Origin of the sequence: Meridianimaribacter flavus (assembly GCF_004366715.1) — a bacterium.
GTDB lineage: Bacteria > Bacteroidota > Bacteroidia > Flavobacteriales > Flavobacteriaceae > Gaetbulibacter_B > Gaetbulibacter_B jejuensis.
In genome coordinates this window covers 991955-1016965 of sequence record NZ_SOQZ01000001.1, presented here as the reverse complement: position 1 = coordinate 1016965, position 25011 = coordinate 991955, and the positions used below count along the sequence as shown (strand labels likewise).

Sequence of the window (25011 nt, the reverse complement as noted above, 5' to 3'; positions counted from 1 at the left end):
CTGTATGCCCAAACCATTACATGACAATATTTGTGACGAGATATTATTTACTTCATTATTTGAGAAGCATGCTAAAAATCTGCACAACTTTTTACACTATAAATTTGGTGAACAGTTAAACCCAAAAGACAAAGTGCAAGAAGCTTTTATTAAACTTTGGCAAAACTGTGGTAAGATTCCTTCAAATAAAGCAAAGAGTTTTTTATTTACGACTGCAAATAATTTAATGCTCAATGAAGCTGCTCATCAAAAAGTAGTATTAAAGCATCAGCAAATTAAACCTAAGCATTATACAAATGAGTCTCCTGATTTTGTAATGGAAGAACAGGAATATTTACAAAAACTAGAAAAAGCCATCGCCAACTTAACCGAAGCACAACGCACTGCCTTTTTACTAAACAGAGTTGAAGGAAAACGTTTTAAAGAAATTGCTGAATTACTAGATATTTCGGTAAAAGCTGTTGAAAAACGAATTTATGGTGCACTAAAAAAACTTAGAGAAGATATAAAAGAATTGTAATTAAGGGTAGGATATTTTAACACCTAACTGTTATATAGTTGTAATTGAAGACATGAAACGAGAAGATTTAATACAAAAATGGCTAGACCATAACTTAACCTCTGATGAACTTGAAGCTTTCAAACAGCTTGAAGATTATGATGATTTGGTAAAGTTATCAAATGGCATGCAGCATTTTAAAGCTCCTGAATACAACACTTCTGAAGCTTTAAACAATGTTATGCAACACATTAACACCTCAAAGCAACCTCCACAAAAAAAGTGGTTATCTATTGCTATGAGCATTGCAGCTGTATTTGTTATTTCTTTTGGAATTTATTTTTTCACCATTAACCAAGACACATTGGTTAACACGCAATTAGCTGAAAAAACTACAATTGAACTACCTGATGCGTCTTCGGTGGCTTTAAATTCACTTTCTGAAATAACATTCAATACCCATAAATGGAATAAAAAAAGAACTGTAGACTTAAAAGGAGAAGCTTTTTTTAAAGTGGAAAAAGGAAGCAGTTTTAACGTTAACACAGTTTATGGAACCGTAACCGTTTATGGTACTCAGTTTAATGTTAAGCAACGAGAAAACTATTTTGAAGTAATTTGTTACGAAGGTCTTGTTGGTGTTACTTACAAAGGAAAAGAGACAAAACTACATGCTGGTGAAAGTTTTTTACTATTAAATGGAAAACTAATTGAAAAAGAAAAAGAACTTAAAACACAACCATCTTGGTTAAACAATGAAAGCTACTTTAAAAGTATGCCTTATAAAGAAGTTATTGCAGAGTTTGAGCGTCAATACGATGTGAATTTTCATGTTATTAACTTAGACAGTTCTCAATTATTTACAGGAAGTTTTACTCACAATAACATTGAAAATGCATTAAAATCTATTACCTTACCTTTACATTTAACTTACAAAAAAACGGATAATACGATTACACTAAAGCGTGAGTAAAAAAGGTGTTTTTTATCTTTTCATACCTTTATTTTTTTTGAGTGTTATTGGCATTAAGGCTCAAAACAACTCAAAAGAAACTCAATCGCTTGTTTATATTTTAAGTGCTCTAGAACAGCGTTACAACATTCATTTTAACTACATAGATCAAACTATTGAAGGTGCAACTGCTAGCTTACCAGACAAAACACTTTCGCTAACACAAGCTTTAGACCTACTAAAGCGCGAAACACAATTAGACTTTATTGTTATTGATGATTACAGCGTAGTCATTTCAAAACCATCTAGCCCTTTTAGTAATATCATTACCCAAAAACTAGAAGAAATAGTCATCAATAATTACCTTACTAAAGGTATTTTGAAAAAGAGTGATGGTAAAGTGGTTATTGAAACCGAAAAATTTGGTATTCTACCAGGATTAATCGAACCTGACATTTTACAAACAATACAAGCGCTTCCTGGTATTATAAGTGTTGATGAAACGGTATCAAACATTAATGTTCGTGGTGGTTCTCATGATGAAAATCTTATTTTATGGGATGGAATTAAAATGTACCAATCCGGTCATTTTTTCGGATTGGTTTCTGCATTCAATCCATATTTAACCAAAACCGTTAATGTATCTAAAAATGGTACTAGTGTTATGTTTGGTGATGGAATTTCTAGCGTTATAGATATTCAGCAATCCAATTCATTAAGCCATAAATTTAAAGCAGGAACAGGTTTTAACCTTATTAGTGCTGATGGTTTTGCCAAAGTGCCTTTAGGTAAAAAAACCGAACTTCAGGTTTCAGCAAGACGATCGATAACCGATTTTATTTTTACACCAACCTACGACCAATACTTTAAACGTGTATTTCAGGATTCTGATTTATCAAATAACCAATCCAACAATACACTTACCAGCAATGAAACCTTTTATTTTTATGATATAAGTACAAAACTGCTATATGATATTTCAGATACTGATCAACTTCGTTTTAATTTTTTAACCATAAACAACAATTTAAGCTATGACGAAGAGACTATGACTGACGATATGAATGAGACATTACGCAGTAGCTTAAAACAGAATAATCTAGCTTTTGGTGCTGAATATTTAAAATACTGGAACAGTTCATTAACCACAACCGCTCAACTTTATCTTTCCAAATACAACTTAAACACCACTAACTATGATGTGGCAAACAACCAACGTTTACTTCAAGAAAATGACGTTAGCGATCTTACTTTAAAAATTAATGCTACCAACCATATTGACCCAAATTTAAAAATACATGCAGGCTACCAACTTAATGGTGTTGTGGTAAGTAATTCAGAGGATGTTAACAACCCAGAGTTTCATAATTTCACGAAACAAATTAATCAAACGCATAGTATTTATGGTGAAGCTGAGTTTACTTCTGGAAACAAAAACACCTATGCCAGAATTGGTATAAGAACCAACTACATTGACAAGCTTTCAGAAGTATTTACTGAACCACGTTTAGCAGTAAGTCATAAACTTAGTAATCTTTTTCGCTTAGAGTTTCTCGCAGAATTTAAAAGTCAAACCATGTCACAAATTATCGATCTTCAAAACGATTTTTTAGGCATTGAAAAACGACGTTGGGTACTCTCAAACGATATTGATATTCCTATTATAAAAAGTAAGCAAGGTTCTGCAGGAATTCATTATAACAAAAATAAATTACTGATAAGCGCTGAAGCATTTATTAAGGATGTTGATGGTATTACAAGCAGAAGTCAAGGGTTTCAAAACCAATATCAGTTTACTGATGCAATTGGAAGGTATCAAGTAAAAGGTATTGACTTTTTAATAAACAAACAGTTTACTAATACAAGTGCTTGGTTGAGCTACTCGTTTAGTAAAAACGATTACACTTTTGACGACTTAAACAATGGCAATACATTTCCAAACAACCTTGATGTAAGACATTCTTTAACTTTTGCAGGAACTTACCAAATAAACAGCATAAAACTCGCTTTAGGTGTAAATTGGCACTCAGGAAAACCAGTAACTTTACCTGATACTGTTCAAAATACTTCTAACAATATTATTGAATACAATTCACCTAACGCCTCAAACCTTGAAGACTATTTACGTGCTGATTTTTCTGCTAATTACACGTTTAAAATGGGCAACACAACCAATGCTATTATTGGTTTGTCTATTTGGAATGTATTGAATAAAGTAAACACTATCAACAGCTATTACATCATTGATGAAAACGATGAAATTTCTGCTATAAAAAATAGGTCGTTAGGTATTACTCCTAATGTTAATTTCAGAATTCATTTCTAGCATTTATTACTTTAATTTTAAACTTATTGACAAGTAATTTCATTATCTTGCTCATGCTAACGACACAACATTTATGAATACTAAAATCATTAAGCTTTTTCTTCGGTTTGCAATTTCTGCAGGTTTTTTATCAGCTTGTTTTGATAGGTTTGGATGGTGGCCTGAGTCTATTTCTACTTGGGGAAACTGGAACAATTTTTTAGAGTACACGCAACTTATCAACCCTTGGCTTCCTGAAGCAATAATTCCTGCATTAGGAACACTTGCCACTGCTTTAGAAATTATTTTTGCCATCTTACTAATTATTGGTTTTAAAACAGAACTTATAGCCAAGTTTAGCGGAATACTATTATTAGTTTTTGCCTTATCAATGACATTTTCAACAGGAGTTAAAGGCGCATTGGATTATTCTGTATTTAGTGCAGCTGCAGCAGCTTTTGCATTAAGCCTTATTAAAGAAAAATATTTTGAATTAGACACACTCATTTCTAAATAACACCCAATACTATAAACAAATGAAACAAGCCTTACTTATTTTAACCTTTTTTACTATTTCACTCTCAACACAATCCCAAACTACTAGTGTAGAAAAATCTACCTTTGGTGTACAAACTGGCTTTTTAGGTATTTGGGTACATAATGAATCTAGGCTCTCAAACAGTATTGCTTTACGAAGCGAAATAGGTTTAGATGCTGGTATTTGGGGAAATGACATTTATGATTCTTATGGCTTTTTACTTGCGCCTGTAATCACTTTAGAACCTCGTTGGTATTATAACTTAAATAAAAGAGCTGATAAGTCTAGACGAACTGATGGCAACAGCGGAAATTTTGTTTCAATAAAAACAAGCTATCATCCTGATTGGTTTATCATTGCTAATGAAGATAACATTAACTTTATTAGTGATATTTCAATAATTCCTACTTGGGGAATAAGACGTCATCTTGGAAATCATTTTACCTATGAAGCAGGAATAGGTATTGGGTATGTTCACTATCTTGAAGATTTTGATCGTGGAATACTTGAAACTAGTGATGTAGCAATTAATTTACATTTAAGAATTGGTTACCGATTTTAATTTTTAATCTTATGACTACTGAAGCACTTCAAAAACTAAAATATCCTATTGGGACTTTTAAAAAGCCCGAACTAATTACCCAAGATCATATCACATCTTGGATTAATGATATTGAACAACTACCAAGCACTCTTGAAGCACTAACTAAAAACCTAACTAAAGAAGAACTTAATTGGGTTTACAGACCAGATGGTTGGACTATAAAACAAGTGGTTCATCATTGTGGCGACAGCCATTTAAACAGCATTATTCGTTTTAAGCTTGCTCTAACCGAAGACGCTCCAATCATAAAACCTTACCTCGAAAACCGTTGGGCTGAATTACCGGATTCAACTGATGATGACCTCTCTAACAGTATAACACTCTTAAAAGGAATACATAGCAAACTCACTAAGCTACTTAAGTCATTAAACAATGAAGAACTGAAGCGCGAGTTTATTCATCCTGAACATGGAAAACGTTTTTCATTAGAAGAAACAATTGGTATTTATGCATGGCATAGCAACCATCATACAGCGCATATTAAGCAAGCATTAACGCATAAAGGTGAGTTTTAAAAACTACTTACTTAGGATATTGCTTTTTAATATTCCTAATTAGATCTTCCAATCCATTTATTTTTAACTCATAAACGGTTTGAAGCATCTCTCCTAACTTTCCTTTTGGAAACCCTTTATTATGATACCAAACCACATAATACTCAGGCAAATCAATAAGGTCTCTTCCTTCATATTTACCGTAAGGCATTTTGTAATGTGCTAATTTTATAAGAAAATCTTTATCGGGTTGTATCACTTAATCTGCAGATTTATAAGCTTCGTATTTTTCAAGTTCTTTAGCAACAAACTTTTGCCATTTAGTTTGAGCTTCGGTGTTTATGGAATTATGACTTTCAGTATCGTAACGCTTTTGCATTTTAGCTAATTCTTCATTGCTGTTTTGGTGCAATCTATCCAGTGTTTTCTTGAGAAAATTATTAATCTTAACTTGACTTATTTGATGTCTTAATTTTCTAACATGCAACTCAGTTATATCAAAATGCAATTGCTCATGAGCCAAAATATATTGATTGGCTCGCTCTTTTATATACCAAGATTTTTCAGGATAAAAATGTGCTTCAACATTGGCTGTAAAATCAATTACTTTAGAATTTCTATGTTTTAAACTATAAGAAAATGTAATTCCTGACGCAGTTACTGCAACAGCATCAGTATTTTTTTGAGGTTGACCTTTAAAGTGTTCCCAACTTAGTTTGTAGTTATTTCTCCAAGAGATTGTAACCTCGTTTGAAGTAGATAATAACACAATACTTAAAAATAAGAATATGGATTTAAGCTGTAACATGTTTTTAAAACGCTAGTTACACTCTAAATAGTATAAAGTATTTTACTTAGCCTCAACAATTGTTAAATCGTCGTACTTAACAATATAAACCGCTTCATTAAAGTAACCTCCAAAAAGTTTTTTAGAATAACGGAATTTATTCTCAACATACTCTGTTTCTATCTCACTTCCTGAAGCGTCAAATAAGTCTTCTTCAGACGCTAATCGCATTAGCACATCTAGAGTTAAGTCAAAACCTCTTACAGCATATTTGTTAGGTTCAACACCATTATGTTCTCTCTTATAAGCATTCACAAATCCATTTGTAGTTGAAGAGCTAAATGTTTTATTTGCTGAAGGATAATGAAACTTTAAGTTAGACAAATGGTAGTTTGAAATATTTTCACCTTCAAAAGCACTATTTTTATTAGTAGTCATAAGTACTATTTGTTGCTCATCGTTATGAATACCATTAAGCATACTTATAACATTAGATGCAAAAGCTTCGTTTGAGGTTTCTAGAAAAACTATATTTCTTCCTGGTTTAAAAACACCATCCAAATCAGAAATTAAAATATAATTTGAGTCTTTTCCGTCTTTATCCTTTCTTGAAAAGATTTGTTTTGATGCAGCGAGTTCAGATCTTATCATGCTACTCACCGCTTTATTTTTAGCATCAGAAATGATAACAATGTGTTTTGGTAATGTGTCTAACTTCACAAAATTAATCATTGCTTTTTGTAGCAAATCAGAAGATGGTACAGTTTGATACACGTTATCATATAAGTTCTTTGGTGTTGTAAATGGCGAAATCACAGGAATGTTATCGCGTTTTAAATCTGAAGCTACACGATCAAAATTATCTGGCATTAATGGACCAATTACAGCATCATAATCTGAAAAGTCATTTGAATTTAAAATTTTAGTAACCTCACTAGCATGATCTCTAGTATCAAACACTTTTAAATACGTAGAAATTCCTAATCGTTTAGCCGAATCTAAAGCATACAGCATTCCTGCATGAAAATCTAATGAGATAGACAAACGACTGTCTGTTCTAATCGCTCTTTTCACATCAGCAATTGAGTCAATATCTATTCGATTCAATCGGTAAGGCATCATTAAAGCAATACGCTTAGTATTGAAGTTTTTAAGATGACTAGTCAAATTGGTATTTGCTACATCATTAGTTGAAATTGTAGTATCAACATCTGATGGTACTTTTAACACCATTCCTAGTTTTAAACCACTTTCTTTAAGCTCAGGATTTAGAGTTTCTAACTGCTCTTGTGTTAATCCTAACTTTCGGTTTAAAGCCATATAACCTTCGCTCTTTAAAACCGTATAGTAATTGTAATTTTCCTCAATTACTTTTTCTTCATTATTAGAAATATTAGGAACATTGAGCTCGTCTCCAGGTTGTAAAACCTCATTCATATTAGGGTTTAGAGCTTCTAACTGTGGTACAGTTATTCCAAACTTATAAGCAACACGCCATTTTCCTTCCTTTGGTAAAACCTTATACTTTTTGATACTATTATCAATAGTAACTTTAGATACTACAGTTTTATATCTAGGAATTTTTAGCTTATCGCCTTTTCTTAAATTATTGGCATATAAAAAGGTATTGTGCTTTTTAATCTCATCAATTTCAATATCGTATTCCTTAGAAATACTGTAAAGCGTTTCTTTTCGCTTGGTCTTATGAGTTCTAAAACCAATAATTTCTTTAGTTTCGGTAGTGAGATCTTCTTCTTTTACTTTTGAAGTAGGAATTATTAAAACCGTATTAACCTTTAGGCCTTTTTTAGCATCAGGATTTAAAGCATAAATATCAAAAGGTGTTACCAAATATTGTTTGGCAATGTCTTCAATAGTTTCTCCTTGTTTTACTTTGTGTGTTTTAAAATCTTGTGCAAATGCTGTAATACATGTTGCAAAAAAAATGATAGCTATTAAAACAAGTTTCTTCATATAATTTACTTTAAAATCCTAATCCAAAAAGATTAAGGATTCCTGCTTAGCAGGACGTTGTTATTCCCATTCAATAGTAGCAGGCGGTTTTGAACTAATATCGTATACTACTCTATTAACGCCTTTTACTTTGTTTATTATTTCATTAGAAGTTTTTTGTAAAAACTCATAAGGTAAATTTACCCAGTCAGCAGTCATACCATCAGTACTTTCTACAGCTCTTAGCGCAACACATTTTTCGTATGTACGCTCATCTCCCATAACACCTACACTGTTTACAGGCAACAAGATTGCACCTGCTTGCCATACCTTATCGTATAAATCCCAAGCTTTAAGATTATCTATAAAAATAGCGTCTACCTCTTGTAATATACGAACATTTTCTCTGTTTAGACTTCCTAAAATACGAATTGCTAATCCTGGACCTGGAAAAGGATGACGACCTAGAATGTCTTTATCCATTCCCATTGAAGCACCTACACGACGAACCTCATCCTTAAATAAAGCTTTTAATGGCTCTACTATTTTTAGCTTCATAAAATCTGGTAATCCTCCAACATTATGATGACTTTTAATTGTTGCGCTTGGTCCTCCTGTTGCAGAAACACTTTCTATAACATCAGGATAAATAGTCCCTTGCGCTAACCATTTTACATCTTCAATAAGATGTGCTTCATCATCAAAAACTTCAATGAACACGCGACCAATAGCTTTACGTTTAAGCTCAGGATCGCTTACATCTTCCAAAGCATCCAAAAAGCGTGCCGAAGCATCAACGCCTTTTACATTAAGTCCCATGCCTTCGTATTGCTTAAGTACACTTTCAAACTCGTTTTTACGTAGTAATCCGTTGTTTACAAAAATGCAATACAGGTTTTTACCTATGGCTTTGTGTAATAAAATTGCAGCTACCGAAGAGTCTACTCCTCCTGAAAGCCCTAGCACAACTTTATCATTACCTAACTGCGCTTTAAGCGCATCAACTGTCTCTTCAACAAACGATTGAGGTGTCCAATCTTGTTCAACATTAGCTATAGTTACTAAGAAATTTTCTAATAACTGTTTTCCATCTGTACTGTGATATACTTCAGGGTGAAATTGAATAGCGTAGGTTTGTTCTCCTTCAATTTTATAAGCCGCATTTTCTACATCGTGAGTACTAGCTAATAAAACACCATTGGTTGGTAATTGCTTTATAGTGTCGCTATGACTCATCCAAACCTGACTTCCTTTTGATATTCCAGAAAAGAAAGCTTCATTGTCTTTAACGAAACTTAAATTTGCTCTTCCATATTCCCTAGTGTTAGAAGGCGCTACTTCTCCTCCAGAAAAATGAGCCAAATATTGCGCACCATAGCATACTGCTAGAAGTGGCTTTTTTCCTCTAATTTCTGAAAGGTCAGGATGTAGAACATCTTCTCCTCTCACAGAGTTTGGACTTCCTGAAAGAATTACAGATTTAAAACTGTCTAAATCAGTTGGAATTTTGTTGAATGGATGAATTTCACAGTAGATATTCAACTCTCTAACGCGACGCGCAATAAGTTGTGTGTATTGCGAACCGAAATCTAAAATAAGTACTTTGTTGTGTTGCATGTGCAAAAGTAACAAGGTTTTTAGAATTTCGTTTTAGGAAACCAAGTTTTTTTTCAACTAAAATTCAAGGATCAAAAACTCACCTTTTAATGGTTGCAATTCGCTTATTAGTTTTGAAATAAATGTGTTTCCGTATTCTAAGTAAAATTCAGAAAAGTTCATGTTACGCTCTTGCAAACTATGATTAGGAAATAATTCATTTTGAATTTCCTTTACACGCTCTAAGTGGTCGTTTAGTTTTCGCTTTTGGGCTTTAAGCAATCGTTTTTCTAAATTCTCAAGACCTTTTATTTGTTTACGCTCTTGTGCTGCAACTGCACCTTTAAACGATTTATCAGTTGCTTCAGCTAGAGCATACAAGGCTTCAAACTGTTGTTGTAAATGTGTTTTTTGTGAAGAAAAATCGATAGCTACTTTAGAAATAGTTTTAGTCACTTTTGTCATTAAATCATCTTGATTTAAAAACAAATCGGTTACAGAAACATCAAGTTTTTTAAGTTTTTCTTTTTGCTTTTCGGTAGTTATCAATACTGAATTTCGCAACAACAACATTGGAAACACCACGTTTTGCGCTTCAAAATTTAATTTGAGCTGTAACCAGTAGGCTAACTCTCCGCCTCCACCAATGTAACAAAGATTAGGCAAAATAACTTCTTGGTATAATGGTCGCATAATAACGTTTGGCGAAAAACGCTCAGGAAACTCGTTAAGCTCTTGTAATATTTCGGTTTGGCTCCATGTAATGTTAGAATTGTGAACTCTAAAAACACCATCTTGCTCCACAATTCGCTCTCTTAAACCTTGTTTAATATAAAACAGATTAATCTCTCTTGGATTAACTTGAATTTTATAATTGCCATCCAAAGCATTCAACTGCTCATTTGCCAAAGTTACCTTAGTAAAAGAGGTTTGTTGCGTGAGCTCTGTTTCTATATAAGGAATAAACAATCGCTTTAGTGCTGCATCATTTCCATCAACAATTACAAGTCCATATTCCTTAAACAAAGCATTCACCAAATAACGCATCGCTTGGGTTAAATCTTGATGCTCTAAATAGGCTTCTTTGAATAATTGCTTTAAGGTTTCAGCGTTGGACGACGTGTTCAACTGACTTGCAAACGCTTCAAAAACATGGTCTAAATCGTCTAAATCCAATTCGCCTACAGCTCCTGATGCAATTCTGTTCCACTGTACCTTTTTTCCTTTAAAATTGAAATAGTTTATTTCTTCAAAATCATGGTCTTCACTCGCCATCCAATATATAGGTACAAAATGCTGCTCAGGAAATTGTTGTTTCAACTCCTTGCACAAATTGATAGTTGAAATGATTTTATAGAAAAAATAAAGTGGTCCTGTAAACAAATTAAGCTGATGACCTGTAGTAATTGTAAACGTATTATCGTGCTCAAGTAACTGAATGTTCTGTTTTGTTAACTGAGATATTGAAACATTTTCATACTGAGATTGCAGAGCTTTCACTAAAACAGTTCTCGATTGAGATGAAACCGACAACCGCTTTTCATCGATTTGCGCTTTGAAATTTTCTAGCTTCGGAAATCGGTTATAAAACGGTTTTAAAGGCTCTTGCTCCTCTAAATAGTCACAAATTAGACCTGAAAAATAATGGGTATCTCTAAACGGAATACAGTCAGTTGGCATAAATACAATTCAATTGAAGTGTAAATATACAGTTATTCCATTTTTTAGAATCTAAAAATTAAGTTAAGAGTTTCTCCATCATTCCTTATTCGGCTTAATCGCTTCTAATCGTTCAATGACTTTTGAATAGTATGCTACTAGTTTTTCGCCATTCTCCTTAGTAGGATTTTGTATGGTTTCCATTAAAAACGGAAATCTTGAAAAATCAAAGTCACTATTTTTAAACTGATTGAATGTTTTTTGCGACAACTTCTCCAATCTTTCTCTTTGATTTTTACCTTCGACCATATAAGTATTGTTGATATCTACTAAAGTTACTTCAGTAAGTCCGTCTTCAAAATCGTCTTCAACCTCGAAGAAATAAGGTTTATAATTGGTATCTAATTTTGCTAAACTTAATTGCATATTATTCATTAAACCTTGCATTTGCGAAACCACTCCAGCCATATCGTTTGTATTAATTCCTACAGCTGTATTTACATAGGTAAACAGTTTTTCTCCTGAAGATTCTCCCCAAGACACTCCTATAATTCTTTTGTAGTCATTTATTTTCATATCGTTAGGACGCACAGCAATTGCTAAACCGTCTCCATGACCAGAAGGTAGAATATAATCACCTTTATTTGCTTTTCCTATAACCTTTACGGGAACTTGACCCATAAACGCAATACGCTCATACAAATGGGTTTCGTCTTCTTTTGGCATTGCTCCACTTATTAAAGGATTTTGAGAAACAATCATGTAGTTTTCAGCAGTAACAAACGACTTTGAGATTAATCCGCCTTTTACACCTACTACATCTCCAAAAGCAAAAACTTCGTTTTCATCATATTTCTTAAGCCATTCCGCATAATCGGCACTTCCAGATTCAAAAGCAACTCCAATGTTTATCGCATTATACAAGTACCATTCAGCCAATTGCATACCATCAACAGCCATATCAATAAATGACCAAATAGCATCATCACAATCACCTGTAGCGCAAAACCCTGTAGCAGCTACCAGATTAACTCCTAAACGCTGAATAGACACTACAAAGTCCATTGTATAATGATAGGCTGTAAATGAAAAATCATTTTGGTAATACTCATTTTCAAATACATCTTCAATTAACTCTTCTGGGTCAAAACCAAATTCAGGTTCTGGAGTAAAATCGATAAATAAGTCAATTAAATCGGTTACTCCTGGTGGATCTATAATATCAATTAAAAAATCAAAAGCCACAGGTTCTAAGTAGTTGTTACCTTCTATTCGTCCTCTAACCTGATTATTTCCTGCCCAAAACGACAAATAGTTTTTAGTTCTATCAGGATTATTAGCATTGAGTTTTATGGCAATTCCTTGTTCACTTCCTTGAACTTGTAATGGGTAAGATCCATATTGGTTTTCATCGGTTTGTATTGTAGTTGCGTCAATTCGCACCACATCTTGTAAATGAGAAACACCTGCTACGTCAAGGCTTCCTGTAAGTTCAGTTGGACTTTCATTATTAACTTTAAATGCATTATTGATATTGGTTTCTCCATCAGCAGTTAACGTGTTTAAAGCTGAATGTTCATTAACCGTTATATTATCAAAAACACCATCGGTAAAATGTGCTATCCCTTCAACATACAAATCGCCTGAAAGTGTTGTTGTTGCTTGATTATTTACATTGAGATTGTTGTTTAAGTTTGTTTCTCCATCAACTATTAAACTTCCTGTAAGGTGTGAAGGACTTTCATTATTAACCGTAAAACTATTGTTTAGGTTTGTTGCTCCATCAACATCTAAGGTTGAAGTCGCAATAATTTCTCTATGCTTTACATAAGGAATATAGGTAAGCTCTTGATAACTGAACTCCACAAAACCATTTCCATCAAACAAATCGATATCTACTTTAAGGTATTTGGAATTATTCCAATAGATTTCATTGAACTCACCAATACTTGAAGCTCCTTGACCAACCATTAAATTTATCATGCCATAAGGATCTGTTGTGGTATCATGAGATTCTTTATATTCAATAGCATTAGTGTTATCAATTATTGAAAACTGAACTCTCAATGGCACATTAGGCAAGTTATTTGAAGGAATATCTACACCAGGAATTTCCTGCGGATTATTGTCTATTATAACTGCTTGATAACTGATTCCGTCGGTTTGTGCTGTAACAATACAAGCTAAAAAGCATGATATTAAAAGAAGTGTAATTTTTTTCATAACTGTTGGGTTTTATTTTAATATGGACAATTACAACTTGGTAAATTGATGATAATACCAAAACCAAATTGATGTGACATAAATTTTAATTCTTCATTATCGGTGGAGTTGTCTTTATCAAGCAATGCTGTTTTTCCTAAGGTGTAATTTGCAGTGATCAATGTGTTTTTTGCAATAGGATAGGTCATCATTACACCTCCTCTTAAAAAGAAGATGGTGTTATTAAATTCTTCTTCACCAACCAGATTAAACACTTGGTTATTTACGGTTTGTGTACCTTGGATCATAAACTCAACTGAAGCCAATCCTTTTAGATAAAAAGAAAATTCTCTCATCCTAAACAACCTATAATCCAATCCTGCTTCAAAACCCAAATAGGTTACATCCCATTCAAAAAAATTATCCAAAGTTCGATCGCTTCCTATTGCACCATAACCATTATAAGTTGCTCCAAGTGTTATATGTAATGTTTCATCACTATTCAACACATCTCTATAACCCATTTTCATATAAAAATTAGGTTTAGACAGTAAATTATCTAAAGGTTCTCCTAAAGAATTTTTGTAATCAAAAGCAGACATAGCTTTACCAAATTCGGTAAACAATTGCTGACTTTTGCACTGCCATGACATCACAAAACACAGTATGATTATTATGTATTTCATGACCTTATTTTCTTATCAGTTTTGCAATAAGTACTTCTGTTCGCATTTGAATGTGCAGCAAATAACCTCCTGAACTCAAATCACCAAAATTGATGGTTAATGTTTGAATAGGGTTAAAGCTTTTGCTGTACACCAATCGTCCTAAAATGTCATGCATAGTCACTGAAATGACATCATATACTGGTTCATCAAATCTTACATAAACTCTATCCTCAAAAGGATTGGGATAAAAATATCCTAGTAGGTTGGCATCTAAATGGTCAGAAATAACAGTTGCCGAAATGGGTTGTAAAAACCCCTGTCTTAAGCTATAATTATTAGTATTAAATGTTCTTATTACACTGGCTTGCCCAATGCTTTCTTGTAAAAAATAACTTTTGTTATTAGCATACACAAAATGTGATGATCCTTGTGATGCCAATGTTTCCTTTTTTAAAATCTGTCCAAATCCTGAAAAAAAAGTGAGCAGAAAAAATGTAATTATCCAGTTTTGTTTTGACATGGCTACCTAGTTTTGTTTCAACTAAAGTATAGTGCAGAATGCGGTTAAAAAAGGAAAAAACGTCGTGTCCACCCTTTGTCCACCACCTTAAAAAACAGATGTTTAATAATTTGAAGATATTTATAACATAAATAAACAACTAATAAATAATTTTTCAAAACACTGATTAACAGTTTCTTACAAGTTAAAAATAAATGTTAGTATCTTACCTAATCTAACCACCACAAAACATGGAGTCTAAATATTACACTAAAAATGTCCCTGTCTTTAAAATTGCAAAAGGTGTCCGCAGTATGGTGGACAAATTAGTCGTTCTGTATTTTGCTATAGGAATTTCTCTATTGTCATTTTCGCAAAATCAACAAAAAATTGATAGTCTTTTAAAAGACTTTAGCTCACAAAAAACTACTATTGATAAAGTTAAAACGCTTCAAAATTTAGTTGAAGCTTACAAATATTATGATTTAAATAAAACTGAGTATTATGCTCACAAAAGCTTAAAACTATCAAAAACAACAACTGACACTCTTAGTATTGCTGGTTCACTATACCAACTAGGATCATTAAAAAAGAGTATGTCATATTTAGATTCTTCTGAGTATTATTTTAATAATGCTCTTAAACTCTGGAAACTTACCGATGATAAAAAATGGCTAGCTTCTTGTTACATTGGACTTTCAGATGTATATCGTCTCGAAGGCGACTACGATAAATCTATTGCTGCTATAAACCAATCCATTGTTTTAAGCAAAAGTATTAAAGACACTTTTAGCGAAGCTCTTGCTCTTGGCAATTTAAGTAGTATTTACAGAAATAAAGGTAATTACACCTTAGCATATACCAATATTATTAAATCTCAAAAACTGTTTGAGGACATTGAAGGCAAAACGTTGTACAAAGCTGACACATACAAATCTATTGGTGAAATTGAATATCACAGAGAAAATTACTTCGAAGCGATTAAAAATTACAAAATTGCGCTAGACGTGTATAAAAAAGAAAACGATTATAATTTCCAAGGTTTAACGCTTAATAGGATAGCCAATGCATACATTAGTTTAAAACAATACGAATCGGCTAAAACTTATGCCACAGAAGCACTAAACCTTGCTATAGATAAAAATTTTGAAAATGTCATTTCAAGTTCTGAATTCCTTTTAGGCGAAATAAACTACGAAACAAAAAACTATAAAACAGCAGATTTTCTGTTAAATGAAGCACTAATAAAATACCGTTCCAGTAAAAACATTAACAGTATTTACACCGCTTTATTGGTACTTGGAAAAACCGCCACAAAAACAAAAAACTACAACGCAGCCAAGACCTACTTTAACGAAGGATTACTAATTGCTGACACCATAAATGCTCCAAGAGAATCGCAAGAATTTTATTACTACTTGTCCATACTTAATCTTGAGGAAAAAGATTACCAAAACGCTCATAACAATTTAAAGCGCTATTCAATTATTAAAGATAGTCTTTCAAAAGTTAACAATGCTAGAGATATTGCAGAACTAAAAACCATTTATGAAACTGAGAAAAAAGAAAAAGAAATTGCACTAAAAGCTGCCGAAATAGAAGTACTCAAACAAAAAGAAGCTATTGCAAAAAACCGTCAAATACTTTTGGGTATCATCATATTTTCAATTGTATTGCTTGCAAGCGCTTTGTTTTATGGGTTACGACAAAAAATGAAACGCAACAAAGTAGAACGCGAAAAACTGGATGCTTCGCTTCAGTTTAAAGAAAAAGAACTCACTACACACGCGTTACATTTAGCTCATAAAAACGAAGTATTGCTCGATTTAAAATCGCAATTGAAGGAACTTAAATCTGGTACAGACAATTCTAGAAGCTTCCAAAAAGTCATAAATGCCATCAACCTTGATATTAACAATGATAACAATTGGGAACAGTTTAGAACCTATTTTGAAGATGTGCATAAAGATTTCAACTCTAAGGTAAAACGCACCTTTCCTGAAGTGACTTCTAACGACCTTAGATTGATGTCTCTACTTAAAATGAATCTATCTTCAAAAGAGATTGCAAACATCTTAAATATTTCATCCGAAGGTGTCAAAAAAGCACGCTATCGTCTACGCAAGAAGTTAAGTCTATCCACCGAAGAATCGCTCCAAGAATTGATTATAGAGCTATAAACCAATAATTTACACATACCTTGTCCACCTTTTGTCCTTTAGGCAAAAGTGATTTGTCCGCTAATTGTCCACACTCAAAATTTTAGCTCATAGCAACTTGACATTATGTTTGTTATGTCATTAATATGACAAACCAGTTTTGTGGTGTCTTGCTCTGGTGAAGGCTGCAGACTCAACCAGTTGCAAGTCGCTGCAAAAACTCAATACAAACCACAAAACAAAAGTATTATGAACACAAAAATTAAACTTTCAACTCTTTTATTGGCTTTCATTTTAGTGTCTTGTTCCAATGAGGACGACACTTCTGGAGAGGCACCAACAAACAATACTATTGAGGTTTCCATAAACGAATATCCTACAAGTGGCGATTTAGTTACGACCATAACCTCTAACTTAATAGGCGACCTTAGCTTTAGCATTGCCTCACAGTCTGTTTCACAAGCTATGGGAATTGACTCCAATAGTGGAGAAATACGTGTATTGGCATGGCAAGAATTTGATTACGAAACTACAACTGAAATCACGCTTACTGTTTCCATTACTAACGGAACAGACACTGAAGAAAAAAATGTTATCGTATCCATTATTAATGTAGATGATATTTGGGCGTTCTTGAATAGCTCCAGAAACGCTTATGAAAATGCCGCAGACGGAACATGGGTTATGGTGACTGAAAGCGAATACAATGATTTGGCAAACTATATGGCTGAAGTCACCAAAAGTGGTGCTACTGATAGCGACCTTTTAAGTTCTGCCAATATAAACGCAAACCCAGGGCAAGCTCTAATTGCAAATTTAAACGGAAGCAATATACCAGCATCTAGCTATGTGTATGCCTTTAAGCATTACTCTTGGGCTAACAATGTTTCTGGAACTAAAGTAAAATTGTCTACAGGCACTGAACTAGGTGCTTATGAGGCATTAGGTGAAGCTCTACCAGAACACAATGCTGAATACAACCATTTTGTTCTTAAAGGCAATGCAACACCAACCACTAGTGTTGGTTATTTGGCGATATATGTCAATAATAGTATTGGTTATAAAAATATATCTGGTTCACCTTATGGCTGGGGAAGCGATGGTGACACCGACTTTTTAACCAGTGGTAATGTTGGTGCTGTATTTTTATACCAAGGTTTAAGCACTACCTTAAAACAATGGGACTAGTTTAAACACTTCATTTACAACACAAAGGGAAAGCGGTTTTGTTTTCCCTTTTTTATTGGGTTTGTTAGAAAAATAGTCGAAATTAGTTGAATAACTTTTGTTATTAAAAACTAACCAAATATTAACCAACCCATTAAACATAAAAATTAAACATGAAATTAGTTACTCGTTGTCAATCTTGTAAAAAGGATATTAAAATAAAGTCTAACGCTCCAACTAGACCAGATTTACAAATGGAAAAAGGAGATGAGTTTAATGTGAATTGTCAAAATTGCGGAAATATTGAAAAGAAACATGTAAATGACATACAAGCAGAACCTAATAATGTCTTAATTCTTATTGGAGTTGGAATTGGTATTGCATCTACCATAGTATTATGGAGTTTATTTGGAATTATTGGAACTGTAAGTGTTGTAATTCCTATTCTTTTTTGGTATCAACAAATGAATGCTACAAAAGGATTTAACTCCTATACTATTCGACGAAAATAAGATAATCTTTTAATAAAAAAACAACTCTTGAATACTATAGAGCATTATGATAATGAATAAAAAGACTACTACTCCTTAACCCACAACCTCAGCATAAAGGTCAAAATCTTCAGCTTCAATAATTTTTACGGTTGCAAACTCGCCTGTTTTTAAATAGGTTGTGCTGGCATCAATAAGTACTTCGTTGTCTACATCTGGTGAGTCAAACTCTGTTCTACCTACAAAGTAATTACCTTCTTTTCTATCGATAACCACTTTAAACTCCTGTCCTATCTTTTCTTGGTTCAGTTCCCAAGAAATTTGCGATTGTATCTCCATAATCTGATTTGCTCTGTCAATTTTCACATCTTCAGGCACATCATCTTCTAGGTTGTAGGCATGAGTGTTTTCTTCATGCGAGTAAGTAAAACAACCTAAACGCTCAAAACGCATCTCCTTAACCCAATCTCTTAGAGTTTCAAAATCGTCTTCGGTTTCTCCAGGATATCCAACAATAAGAGTGGTTCTAATAGTCATTCCTGGTACTGCTTTTCTAAATTCTTTAAGCAGCTTTGTGGTTTTTTCTTTGGTAGTACCACGACGCATACTTTTTAAAATAGCATCAGAAATATGTTGTAATGGAATATCTAGATAATTACAAATTTTTGGTTCTCTGTTCATAACCTCCAACACATCCATTGGAAAACCAGTTGGAAATGCATAGTGTAAACGTATCCACTCAATACCATCAACTTTTACAAGGTGTTCTAGTAATTCGGCTAGATTACGTTTTTTGTATAAATCCAGTCCGTAGTAAGTTAAATCTTGAGCAATAAGTATCAATTCTTTAACTCCATTAGCTGCAAGTTTTTCAGCTTCGGTTACTAAATCTTCAATAGGTGTACTCTTGTGTTTTCCACGCATTAATGGAATTGCACAAAAACTACAAGGTCTGTCGCAACCTTCAGCAATTTTTAAATAGGCATAGTTTTTTGGTGTGGTTGTTAAACGCTCACCAATTAATTCATGCTTATAATCGGCACCAAGTGCTTTTAATAAATGAGGTAATTCGGTAGTACCAAAATATTGGTCAACATTAGGAATTTCCTTTTGTAAGTCTGGTTTATAACGTTCGCTCAAACAGCCTGTAACAAATACTTTATCAACTTCGCCAGCTTCCTTTTTTTGCATAAATTCCAAAATGGTATTCACGCTTTCTTCCTTTGCATTGTTGATAAATCCGCAGGTATTGATAACAACAACGTTGCCTTCTTGCTCATGCACCACATCTTTACCACTAGCCTTTAGCTGTCCCATTAACACTTCGCTATCGTACACGTTTTTACTGCAACCAAGTGTTACTACATTAATTCTGTTCTTTTTAAGCGATTTCGTTCTCATATGTATTTCCGCAAAAGCGGGAATCTTTTATACTTTACTTCTTTTTTAGTCCGCAAAGATACAATCTAATTTAAACCTTTAGTATATTTAATGGTCTTAAATACAAAGCTTTTATTATGAAATACCTTTTTTGCCTCTTTGTTTTAATAGGTTTTTATAATTGTTCATCCTCTGATGATGCAACCGATGACAGTCCTGAAGACCAAACTCCTGTTGATGAAATTTATTTTCCGCCATTAATTACAAGTACTGATAACCCTTGGGAAACGGTTAGTCCTTCGGAATTGGAATGGAATGAAAATGAAATACAACCACTTCTTGATTTTTTAGAAGAAAAAAACACCAAGAGTTTTATAATACTACACAACGGAAAAATTGCTCTCGAAGCTTATATGAACGAGCATTCTAGCACTACCAATTGGTATTGGGCAAGTGCAGGAAAAACCTTAACTGCAACGGTTTCAGGAATTGCACAAGATGACGGTTTACTAAATATTAATGCAAAAGTGTCTGATTATTTAGGTACAGGTTGGACGAGTGCTTCTCTTGAAAAAGAAAACCTAATTACTTGTAAACATTTACTATCAATGAGTAGTGGTTTGGACGATACAACAGGCGATGATGTTTCCCCTGAAAACCTACAATACATTGCTGATGCTGGTACACGTTGGGCTTACCATAATGTATATGTGAAAATGCAAGATGTAGTTGCTGAAGCGAGTGGACAAACATGGAATACTTATTTTAACGATAAGTTGAAAAACAGAATTGGGATGAATGGTTTTTGGACTAATTTGAACAGTCTTAGCGTCTACTGGAGTGATACTAGAAGTATGGCAAGGTTTGGGTTAATGATTTACGCAAATGGTAAATGGGAAGACCAACAAATAGTATCAGAAAATTACATTACCGAATCGACAAATACCTCACAAGACATTAACAAAGCCTATGGTTACCTTTGGTGGCTTAACGGAAAAACTTCGTTTCACTTACCTCAAAGTCAGCTAGAATTTTCAGGAGAACTGGTTCCTAATGCTCCAAACGATATGTTTGCTGGCTTAGGTTTAAACGACCAAAAAGTATATGTAGTACCAAGTAAAAAACTGGTAGTTATACGTATGGGAAATGAAGCTGATGAAGCTAATTTTGCTCTCTCTGGTTTTGATAATGACCTTTGGGAAAAAATTAATGCTGTAACTAACTAGTTATAATTTTTTGGAGCAATTCTCTTTTTTGAAGCTACTTCATAAACATAAGCCCAACTTAATAAGTTTTTTTCTGAGAGTGGTGTACTAATAAAGGTCAACCCTTTTGGAACACCATCTATTGTATAACCCATTGGCACTGTTAAAGCAGGATATTCAGCAACAGCAGCAAAACCTGCATGATAGTTGTTTATTGATAAAAATCCGTCAAGATCGTGTGCTTTTTTTGGTACATCAAAATACAGCTTTCCATTAGTTTTTAGCGTTGCTTTTATACTTTCAAATTCACTATCAGTAGCAGAGTCAGCTACAATACCTTCAAACAATTTTTGTCCATAAGGCATTGTCTTTATAGAGTCTTTCTTGTTAAACTCGATAACATCTTGCACTGATTCAACACCAACATTTGCATTGGCAGACGTTGATAAATATGTTGGTAAATCGGCTTTCATGTCTAAATTCAATAAGCGAATAAAATCAGGCAGCTGAACCTCTTCTTCTTCAATTTCAATTATTTCAGCTCCTTGAGCTTTTAAAACTGAAAGTGCATTGACATAAAGAGAATCTTCCATTAATCGTTTAAACGCACCAAAACGCTTTCCTTTTAAATCATCTTTACTAAAATCACCATCAACATAATACGCTTTAGGCCATTTTAGATTAAGAGACTTATCATCTGCTTCATCAAAACCATACATAGCAGCAAGTAAAATGGCATTATCTATAACATTTTTAGTCATTGGTCCTGGAGTATCCAATGTTGAAGAAATTGGAACAATACCACTACGACTCAATAAACCAATAGTCGGTTTTAAGCCCACAATAGAGTTTTGACTTGAAGGTGATAAAATTGACCCTGAAGTTTCACTACCAACTGCAGCTACACAAAAATTAGCTGCTACAGCTACTCCACTTCCTGAGCTTGAACCTCCAGTGTCAATAATTTTTCGTCCATAAGGGTTTAAGGTTTGACCTCCAATAGCGCTATAACCACTTGGACAATCACCACAGAAAAAATAAGCCCATTCACTAAGGTTGGCTTTCCCTAAAACAAGCGCACCTTCATGCTTTAATTGCGAAACAATAAAAGCATCTTCAGTAGTATTGTTTTGAAGTGCAACTGCTCCTGCTGTAGTAGGCATACCTGATGTATTAATATTGTCTTTTAAAAGAATTGGCATACCATAAACCGAAAAATTAAATTGCTCTGTAATGTCCATATTTTTCAGTTGTTCGTCTTTAGCTTTAGCTTCAGCAATTACATTAGGATTTAATGCTATTACTGAGTTGAGAGATAATTTGTTTTCTCTGTCAAATGCTCTAATACGATATAAATAGAACTTAGTTAAAAGCTCATAAGTTAACTTTCCTTCTTGTACATTTTTATGCAATGTTGGAATATCTTGTTCAAGAATAAAAGGTTTTAGACTATTGTAAGTCGCTTCATTAAAATCTTCTAACTCTGTATTGAAAACCTCCCAAAGTTCAGTAGTATTAATGTATTTTGAATCTAAGACCTTAAATTCTCTAAACTCTTTTGTGGAAATGTCACTAATATCAGTAGATGGTGTCTTATCTGTTTCAACATTAGACTTTGACTCTTTACACGATAAAATCATACAAAGCGTAATAAGGGAAAGTATTAATCTCATGACTTATATTTTTTTAATAAAAATACAAAATCACTTGCATTAATTTAAGCAGCATAAGGACTTTGTGACAATAAGAATTCATGAATTCGCCATCTAAAAAGGAAAAATAAAACCACAAGACCCAACAAGATATAAACACTTTTATAGTTGTAATTACGTTTGATCATCTTTCTTACACAAGTAAAAATGATAACGATGAAAAAAGGCAAAACAAAAAAAGAAGGAAAAGCCATGTAATATGGCAGATAGTCAGGAATTAAAGGATTATTTGGTATTGTGAAAATCCCTAGAAACCGTTGTGCGTATTCAAAAAACATTAAAGCCGAATACAATAGTATAATAATTGTAATCGGCTTTAAAACTTTAGTTTCTCTTAAATTGAAAAATTCACTTTTCATAATGAGATTCCTGTTTTACAGGACTATTTTTTTACTTGAAGAACGAATCGACAAACTCATATTTATTAAATACCTGTAAGTCTTCAATACCTTCTCCTACTCCAATATATTTAACTGGGATTTGAAATTGGTCTGAAATACCAATTACCACACCACCTTTAGCTGTACCATCTAACTTGGTTACTGCCAATGATGTTACTTCGGTTGCAGCTGTAAATTGCTTAGCTTGTTCAAATGCATTTTGACCTGTAGAACCATCTAAAACCAAAAGCACATCGTGTGGTGCATCACCAACTACTTTTTGCATTACACGTTTTACCTTAGTCAGCTCATTCATTAAATTGACTTTATTGTGTAAACGTCCTGCAGTATCAATAATGATAACATCAGCATTTTGGTTAACACCAGACTGTAATGCGTCAAAAGCTACAGAAGCAGGATCACTTCCCATGTCTTGTCTTACCATAGGCACATCTACACGATCTGCCCAAACCTGAAGTTGATCAATTGCAGCAGCTCTAAAGGTATCAGCAGCACCAAGGACTACTTTTAATCCTTGCTTTTTAAACTGATAGGCTAACTTACCAATGGTTGTTGTTTTACCAACACCATTAACTCCTACGACCATTAAGACATAAGGTTTTTTATCGCTTGGTATTACAAAATCAGTTTCTTCTCCAGAGTTTGTTTCACTTAGCAAACCAGCAATTTCCTCGCGAAGAATTTTATTTAACTCATCAGTACCTAAGTATTTATCTTTAGCTACACGAGCTTCAATACGTTCAATAACCTTAAGTGTGGTATTAACACCAACATCACTTGATACTAAAACCTCTTCTAGATTATCTAAAACTTCATCATCAACTTTAGATTTTCCGGCAACAGCTTTACTTAGCTTACCAAAAAAACTAGTATTGGATTTTTCGAGACCTTTGTTTAAGGTTTCTTTTTTTTCAGAAGAAAATATTTTTTTAAAAAAACTCATGACCTAAAATTTGTAATGTCTATGCAAAAATCTAGCCTAAAATAAATACTGCTATTCTGTCATAATAGGCTGTCAAATATAGACATAAAAAAACTGCTTTCAAATGAAAGCAGTTATAGAATTAAATATGATTATTTAATTATTTTGTCTTTAAAAAATCATCAACAAATTCTGGTGCCATAACTGACTCAATGAACATATAAGCTCCAGTTTTTGGTGATTTTACCATCTTTATGGCTTTAGTTAATCTTTTAGATCCTGTTTGTAACGATGCTACTGCTTTCTTTGCCATGATTCAATTATTTTATCTCTTTATGAATAGTCATACGCTTAAGGATAGGATTAAATTTTTTAATCTCCATTCTATCTGGCGTATTCTTTTTGTTCTTAGTTGTAATGTAACGAGAAGTTCCTGGTTGTCCAGACTCTTTGTGCTCAGTACATTCTAATATCACTTGTATTCTATTACCTTTCTTTGCCATTGTAACGTATCTTTATGCGTTATGCTTTTATTTTAAAAATCCTTTAGCTTTAGCTTCTTTTAATGCTGCTGTGATACCAATTTTATTGATAGTTTTTAACGCAGATGTAGAAACTCTTAAAGTTACCCATTTATCTTCTTCAGGAATATAAAAACGCTTTTTGATTAAATTCGCATCAAATTTACGTTTAGTTTTATTCATAGCGTGAGAAACATTGTTTCCAACCATCGCTTTCTTTCCAGTAAGTTCACAAACTCTTGACATTCTTTCTAACTTTAAATGTTGTTATTTTAAAACAGGCTGCAAATTTAGTAA

Annotated in this window: 25 protein-coding genes; 10 read left to right on the top strand and 15 right to left on the bottom strand. The window is 33.1% G+C overall.

Annotated features, from left to right (window positions below; all coding sequences use genetic code 11):
- Positions 1-4 precede the first annotated feature (4 nt).
- The 6 genes from A8975_RS04670 to A8975_RS04645 all read left to right on the top strand — a co-directional run bounded on the left by A8975_RS04670 (position 5) and on the right by A8975_RS04645 (position 5413).
- Positions 5-520, top strand: a complete 516-nt coding sequence (locus A8975_RS04670; RefSeq protein ID WP_131505717.1) for an RNA polymerase sigma factor — start codon at positions 5-7, stop codon at positions 518-520.
- A gap of 52 nt (positions 521-572) precedes the next feature.
- The gene (locus tag A8975_RS04665) at positions 573-1472 is read left to right on the top strand and encodes a FecR family protein (protein ID WP_134198832.1); all 900 of its coding nucleotides are present in this window, start codon (positions 573-575) and stop codon (positions 1470-1472) included.
- Between the two features lie 37 nt (positions 1473-1509).
- Positions 1510-3777, top strand: a complete 2268-nt coding sequence (locus A8975_RS04660) for a TonB-dependent receptor plug domain-containing protein (RefSeq protein WP_134198831.1) — start codon at positions 1510-1512, stop codon at positions 3775-3777.
- Between the two features lie 73 nt (positions 3778-3850).
- Entirely contained in the window at positions 3851-4273 is a 423-nt protein-coding gene (locus tag A8975_RS04655; protein ID WP_134198830.1) for a DoxX family membrane protein, read from the top strand.
- Positions 4274-4292: 19 nt separating this feature from the next.
- Positions 4293-4856, top strand: a complete 564-nt coding sequence (locus A8975_RS04650; protein WP_134198829.1) for a hypothetical protein — start codon at positions 4293-4295, stop codon at positions 4854-4856.
- Positions 4857-4867: 11 nt separating this feature from the next.
- Entirely contained in the window at positions 4868-5413 is a 546-nt protein-coding gene (locus tag A8975_RS04645; RefSeq protein ID WP_134198828.1) for a YfiT family bacillithiol transferase, read from the top strand.
- 7 nt (positions 5414-5420) lie between these two features.
- Here A8975_RS04645 and A8975_RS04640 read toward each other — a convergent pair whose 3' ends face one another.
- From A8975_RS04640 to A8975_RS04605, 8 genes are all read right to left on the bottom strand, one after another.
- Positions 5421-5648, bottom strand: a complete 228-nt coding sequence (locus tag A8975_RS04640) for a DUF3820 family protein (RefSeq protein ID WP_129759937.1) — start codon at positions 5646-5648, stop codon at positions 5421-5423.
- A 3-nt stretch (positions 5649-5651) separates the two neighbouring features.
- The gene (locus tag A8975_RS04635) at positions 5652-6200 is read right to left on the bottom strand and encodes a DUF922 domain-containing protein (protein WP_134198827.1); all 549 of its coding nucleotides are present in this window, start codon (positions 6198-6200) and stop codon (positions 5652-5654) included.
- A gap of 42 nt (positions 6201-6242) precedes the next feature.
- Positions 6243-8153: a LysM peptidoglycan-binding domain-containing protein gene (locus A8975_RS04630; protein ID WP_134198826.1), complete on the bottom strand. Its 1911-nt coding sequence runs from the start codon at positions 8151-8153 to the stop codon at positions 6243-6245.
- A gap of 60 nt (positions 8154-8213) precedes the next feature.
- A complete protein-coding gene (gene guaA / locus A8975_RS04625; protein ID WP_129759002.1) occupies positions 8214-9749 on the bottom strand; it encodes a glutamine-hydrolyzing GMP synthase in 1536 nt (511 codons plus the stop codon).
- A 57-nt stretch (positions 9750-9806) separates the two neighbouring features.
- A complete protein-coding gene (gene bshC / locus A8975_RS04620) occupies positions 9807-11408 on the bottom strand; it encodes a bacillithiol biosynthesis cysteine-adding enzyme BshC (RefSeq protein ID WP_134198825.1) in 1602 nt (533 codons plus the stop codon).
- A gap of 78 nt (positions 11409-11486) precedes the next feature.
- Positions 11487-13610 carry a hypothetical protein gene (locus A8975_RS04615; RefSeq protein WP_134198824.1) on the bottom strand — a complete coding sequence of 708 codons (2124 nt, stop codon included), beginning with the start codon at positions 13608-13610 and terminating at the stop codon, positions 11487-11489.
- 17 nt (positions 13611-13627) lie between these two features.
- Complete coding sequence (locus A8975_RS04610; RefSeq protein WP_131505727.1) at positions 13628-14275, bottom strand: outer membrane beta-barrel protein; 648 nt, start codon at positions 14273-14275, stop codon at positions 13628-13630.
- A gap of 4 nt (positions 14276-14279) precedes the next feature.
- Positions 14280-14777, bottom strand: coding sequence for a T9SS type A sorting domain-containing protein (locus tag A8975_RS04605; RefSeq protein ID WP_131505728.1), 498 nt, complete (start codon positions 14775-14777; stop codon positions 14280-14282).
- 230 nt (positions 14778-15007) lie between these two features.
- Between A8975_RS04605 and A8975_RS04600 the strand changes: the two genes are divergently transcribed.
- From A8975_RS04600 to A8975_RS04590, 3 genes are all read left to right on the top strand, one after another.
- Positions 15008-16936, top strand: coding sequence for a tetratricopeptide repeat protein (locus A8975_RS04600; protein WP_131505729.1), 1929 nt, complete (start codon positions 15008-15010; stop codon positions 16934-16936).
- Positions 16937-17164: 228 nt separating this feature from the next.
- Positions 17165-18103 carry a cadherin repeat domain-containing protein gene (locus A8975_RS04595; RefSeq protein WP_131505730.1) on the top strand — a complete coding sequence of 313 codons (939 nt, stop codon included), beginning with the start codon at positions 17165-17167 and terminating at the stop codon, positions 18101-18103.
- A 152-nt stretch (positions 18104-18255) separates the two neighbouring features.
- Positions 18256-18594 (top strand): hypothetical protein, encoded by a 339-nt coding sequence (locus A8975_RS04590; RefSeq protein WP_129759004.1) that lies wholly within the window; start codon positions 18256-18258, stop codon positions 18592-18594.
- A gap of 75 nt (positions 18595-18669) precedes the next feature.
- On the opposite strand, the gene rimO is transcribed toward A8975_RS04590, so the two are convergent.
- On the bottom strand, positions 18670-19974 hold the full coding sequence (gene rimO / locus A8975_RS04585; protein ID WP_131505731.1) for a 30S ribosomal protein S12 methylthiotransferase RimO: 1305 nt from the start codon (positions 19972-19974) through the stop codon (positions 18670-18672).
- Positions 19975-20090: 116 nt separating this feature from the next.
- On the opposite strand from rimO, the gene A8975_RS04580 reads away from it, so the two are divergent.
- Complete coding sequence (locus tag A8975_RS04580) at positions 20091-21179, top strand: serine hydrolase domain-containing protein (protein ID WP_134198823.1); 1089 nt, start codon at positions 20091-20093, stop codon at positions 21177-21179.
- Here the strand turns inward: A8975_RS04580 and A8975_RS04575 are convergent.
- From A8975_RS04575 to rpmB, 6 genes are all read right to left on the bottom strand, one after another.
- Entirely contained in the window at positions 21176-22831 is a 1656-nt protein-coding gene (locus tag A8975_RS04575; protein ID WP_134198822.1) for an amidase family protein, read from the bottom strand. The genes A8975_RS04580 and A8975_RS04575 overlap by 4 nt on opposite strands.
- 44 nt (positions 22832-22875) lie before the next feature.
- On the bottom strand, positions 22876-23229 hold the full coding sequence (locus tag A8975_RS04570) for a hypothetical protein (RefSeq protein WP_134198821.1): 354 nt from the start codon (positions 23227-23229) through the stop codon (positions 22876-22878).
- A 31-nt stretch (positions 23230-23260) separates the two neighbouring features.
- Positions 23261-24214, bottom strand: a complete 954-nt coding sequence (gene ftsY, locus A8975_RS04565; RefSeq protein WP_129759010.1) for a signal recognition particle-docking protein FtsY — start codon at positions 24212-24214, stop codon at positions 23261-23263.
- 139 nt (positions 24215-24353) lie between these two features.
- On the bottom strand, positions 24354-24506 hold the full coding sequence (locus A8975_RS04560; RefSeq protein ID WP_134198820.1) for a DUF4295 domain-containing protein: 153 nt from the start codon (positions 24504-24506) through the stop codon (positions 24354-24356).
- Positions 24507-24513: 7 nt separating this feature from the next.
- Entirely contained in the window at positions 24514-24696 is a 183-nt protein-coding gene (gene rpmG, locus A8975_RS04555; protein ID WP_091426518.1) for a 50S ribosomal protein L33, read from the bottom strand.
- Between the two features lie 27 nt (positions 24697-24723).
- Positions 24724-24960: a 50S ribosomal protein L28 gene (gene rpmB, locus A8975_RS04550; RefSeq protein ID WP_129759012.1), complete on the bottom strand. Its 237-nt coding sequence runs from the start codon at positions 24958-24960 to the stop codon at positions 24724-24726.
- Between the last annotated feature and the right edge of the window lie 51 nt (positions 24961-25011).

What these genes read in the sequence shown, in the direction of transcription:
- bshC (WP_134198825.1), bottom strand. Translation starts at nt 11,408, where the DNA reads ATGCCAACTGACTGTATTCCGTTTAGAGATACCCATTATTTTTCAGGT.
- A8975_RS04665 (WP_134198832.1), top strand. Translation starts at nt 573, where the DNA reads ATGAAACGAGAAGATTTAATACAAAAATGGCTAGACCATAACTTAACC.
- rimO (WP_131505731.1), bottom strand. Translation starts at nt 19,974, where the DNA reads ATGAGAACGAAATCGCTTAAAAAGAACAGAATTAATGTAGTAACACTT.
- A8975_RS04670 (WP_131505717.1), top strand. Translation starts at nt 5, where the DNA reads ATGCCCAAACCATTACATGACAATATTTGTGACGAGATATTATTTACT.
- A8975_RS04580 (WP_134198823.1), top strand. Translation starts at nt 20,091, where the DNA reads ATGAAATACCTTTTTTGCCTCTTTGTTTTAATAGGTTTTTATAATTGT.
- A8975_RS04610 (WP_131505727.1), bottom strand. Translation starts at nt 14,275, where the DNA reads ATGAAATACATAATAATCATACTGTGTTTTGTGATGTCATGGCAGTGC.
- guaA (WP_129759002.1), bottom strand. Translation starts at nt 9,749, where the DNA reads ATGCAACACAACAAAGTACTTATTTTAGATTTCGGTTCGCAATACACA.
- A8975_RS04655 (WP_134198830.1), top strand. Translation starts at nt 3,851, where the DNA reads ATGAATACTAAAATCATTAAGCTTTTTCTTCGGTTTGCAATTTCTGCA.
- A8975_RS04630 (WP_134198826.1), bottom strand. Translation starts at nt 8,153, where the DNA reads ATGAAGAAACTTGTTTTAATAGCTATCATTTTTTTTGCAACATGTATT.
- A8975_RS04635 (WP_134198827.1), bottom strand. Translation starts at nt 6,200, where the DNA reads ATGTTACAGCTTAAATCCATATTCTTATTTTTAAGTATTGTGTTATTA.
- ftsY (WP_129759010.1), bottom strand. Translation starts at nt 24,214, where the DNA reads ATGAGTTTTTTTAAAAAAATATTTTCTTCTGAAAAAAAAGAAACCTTA.
- A8975_RS04615 (WP_134198824.1), bottom strand. Translation starts at nt 13,610, where the DNA reads ATGAAAAAAATTACACTTCTTTTAATATCATGCTTTTTAGCTTGTATT.
- A8975_RS04570 (WP_134198821.1), bottom strand. Translation starts at nt 23,229, where the DNA reads ATGAAAAGTGAATTTTTCAATTTAAGAGAAACTAAAGTTTTAAAGCCG.
- A8975_RS04560 (WP_134198820.1), bottom strand. Translation starts at nt 24,506, where the DNA reads ATGGCAAAGAAAGCAGTAGCATCGTTACAAACAGGATCTAAAAGATTA.
- A8975_RS04645 (WP_134198828.1), top strand. Translation starts at nt 4,868, where the DNA reads ATGACTACTGAAGCACTTCAAAAACTAAAATATCCTATTGGGACTTTT.
- A8975_RS04575 (WP_134198822.1), bottom strand. Translation starts at nt 22,831, where the DNA reads ATGAGATTAATACTTTCCCTTATTACGCTTTGTATGATTTTATCGTGT.
- A8975_RS04595 (WP_131505730.1), top strand. Translation starts at nt 17,165, where the DNA reads ATGAACACAAAAATTAAACTTTCAACTCTTTTATTGGCTTTCATTTTA.
- rpmB (WP_129759012.1), bottom strand. Translation starts at nt 24,960, where the DNA reads ATGTCAAGAGTTTGTGAACTTACTGGAAAGAAAGCGATGGTTGGAAAC.
- A8975_RS04605 (WP_131505728.1), bottom strand. Translation starts at nt 14,777, where the DNA reads ATGTCAAAACAAAACTGGATAATTACATTTTTTCTGCTCACTTTTTTT.
- A8975_RS04650 (WP_134198829.1), top strand. Translation starts at nt 4,293, where the DNA reads ATGAAACAAGCCTTACTTATTTTAACCTTTTTTACTATTTCACTCTCA.
- A8975_RS04600 (WP_131505729.1), top strand. Translation starts at nt 15,008, where the DNA reads ATGGAGTCTAAATATTACACTAAAAATGTCCCTGTCTTTAAAATTGCA.
- A8975_RS04590 (WP_129759004.1), top strand. Translation starts at nt 18,256, where the DNA reads ATGAAATTAGTTACTCGTTGTCAATCTTGTAAAAAGGATATTAAAATA.
- rpmG (WP_091426518.1), bottom strand. Translation starts at nt 24,696, where the DNA reads ATGGCAAAGAAAGGTAATAGAATACAAGTGATATTAGAATGTACTGAG.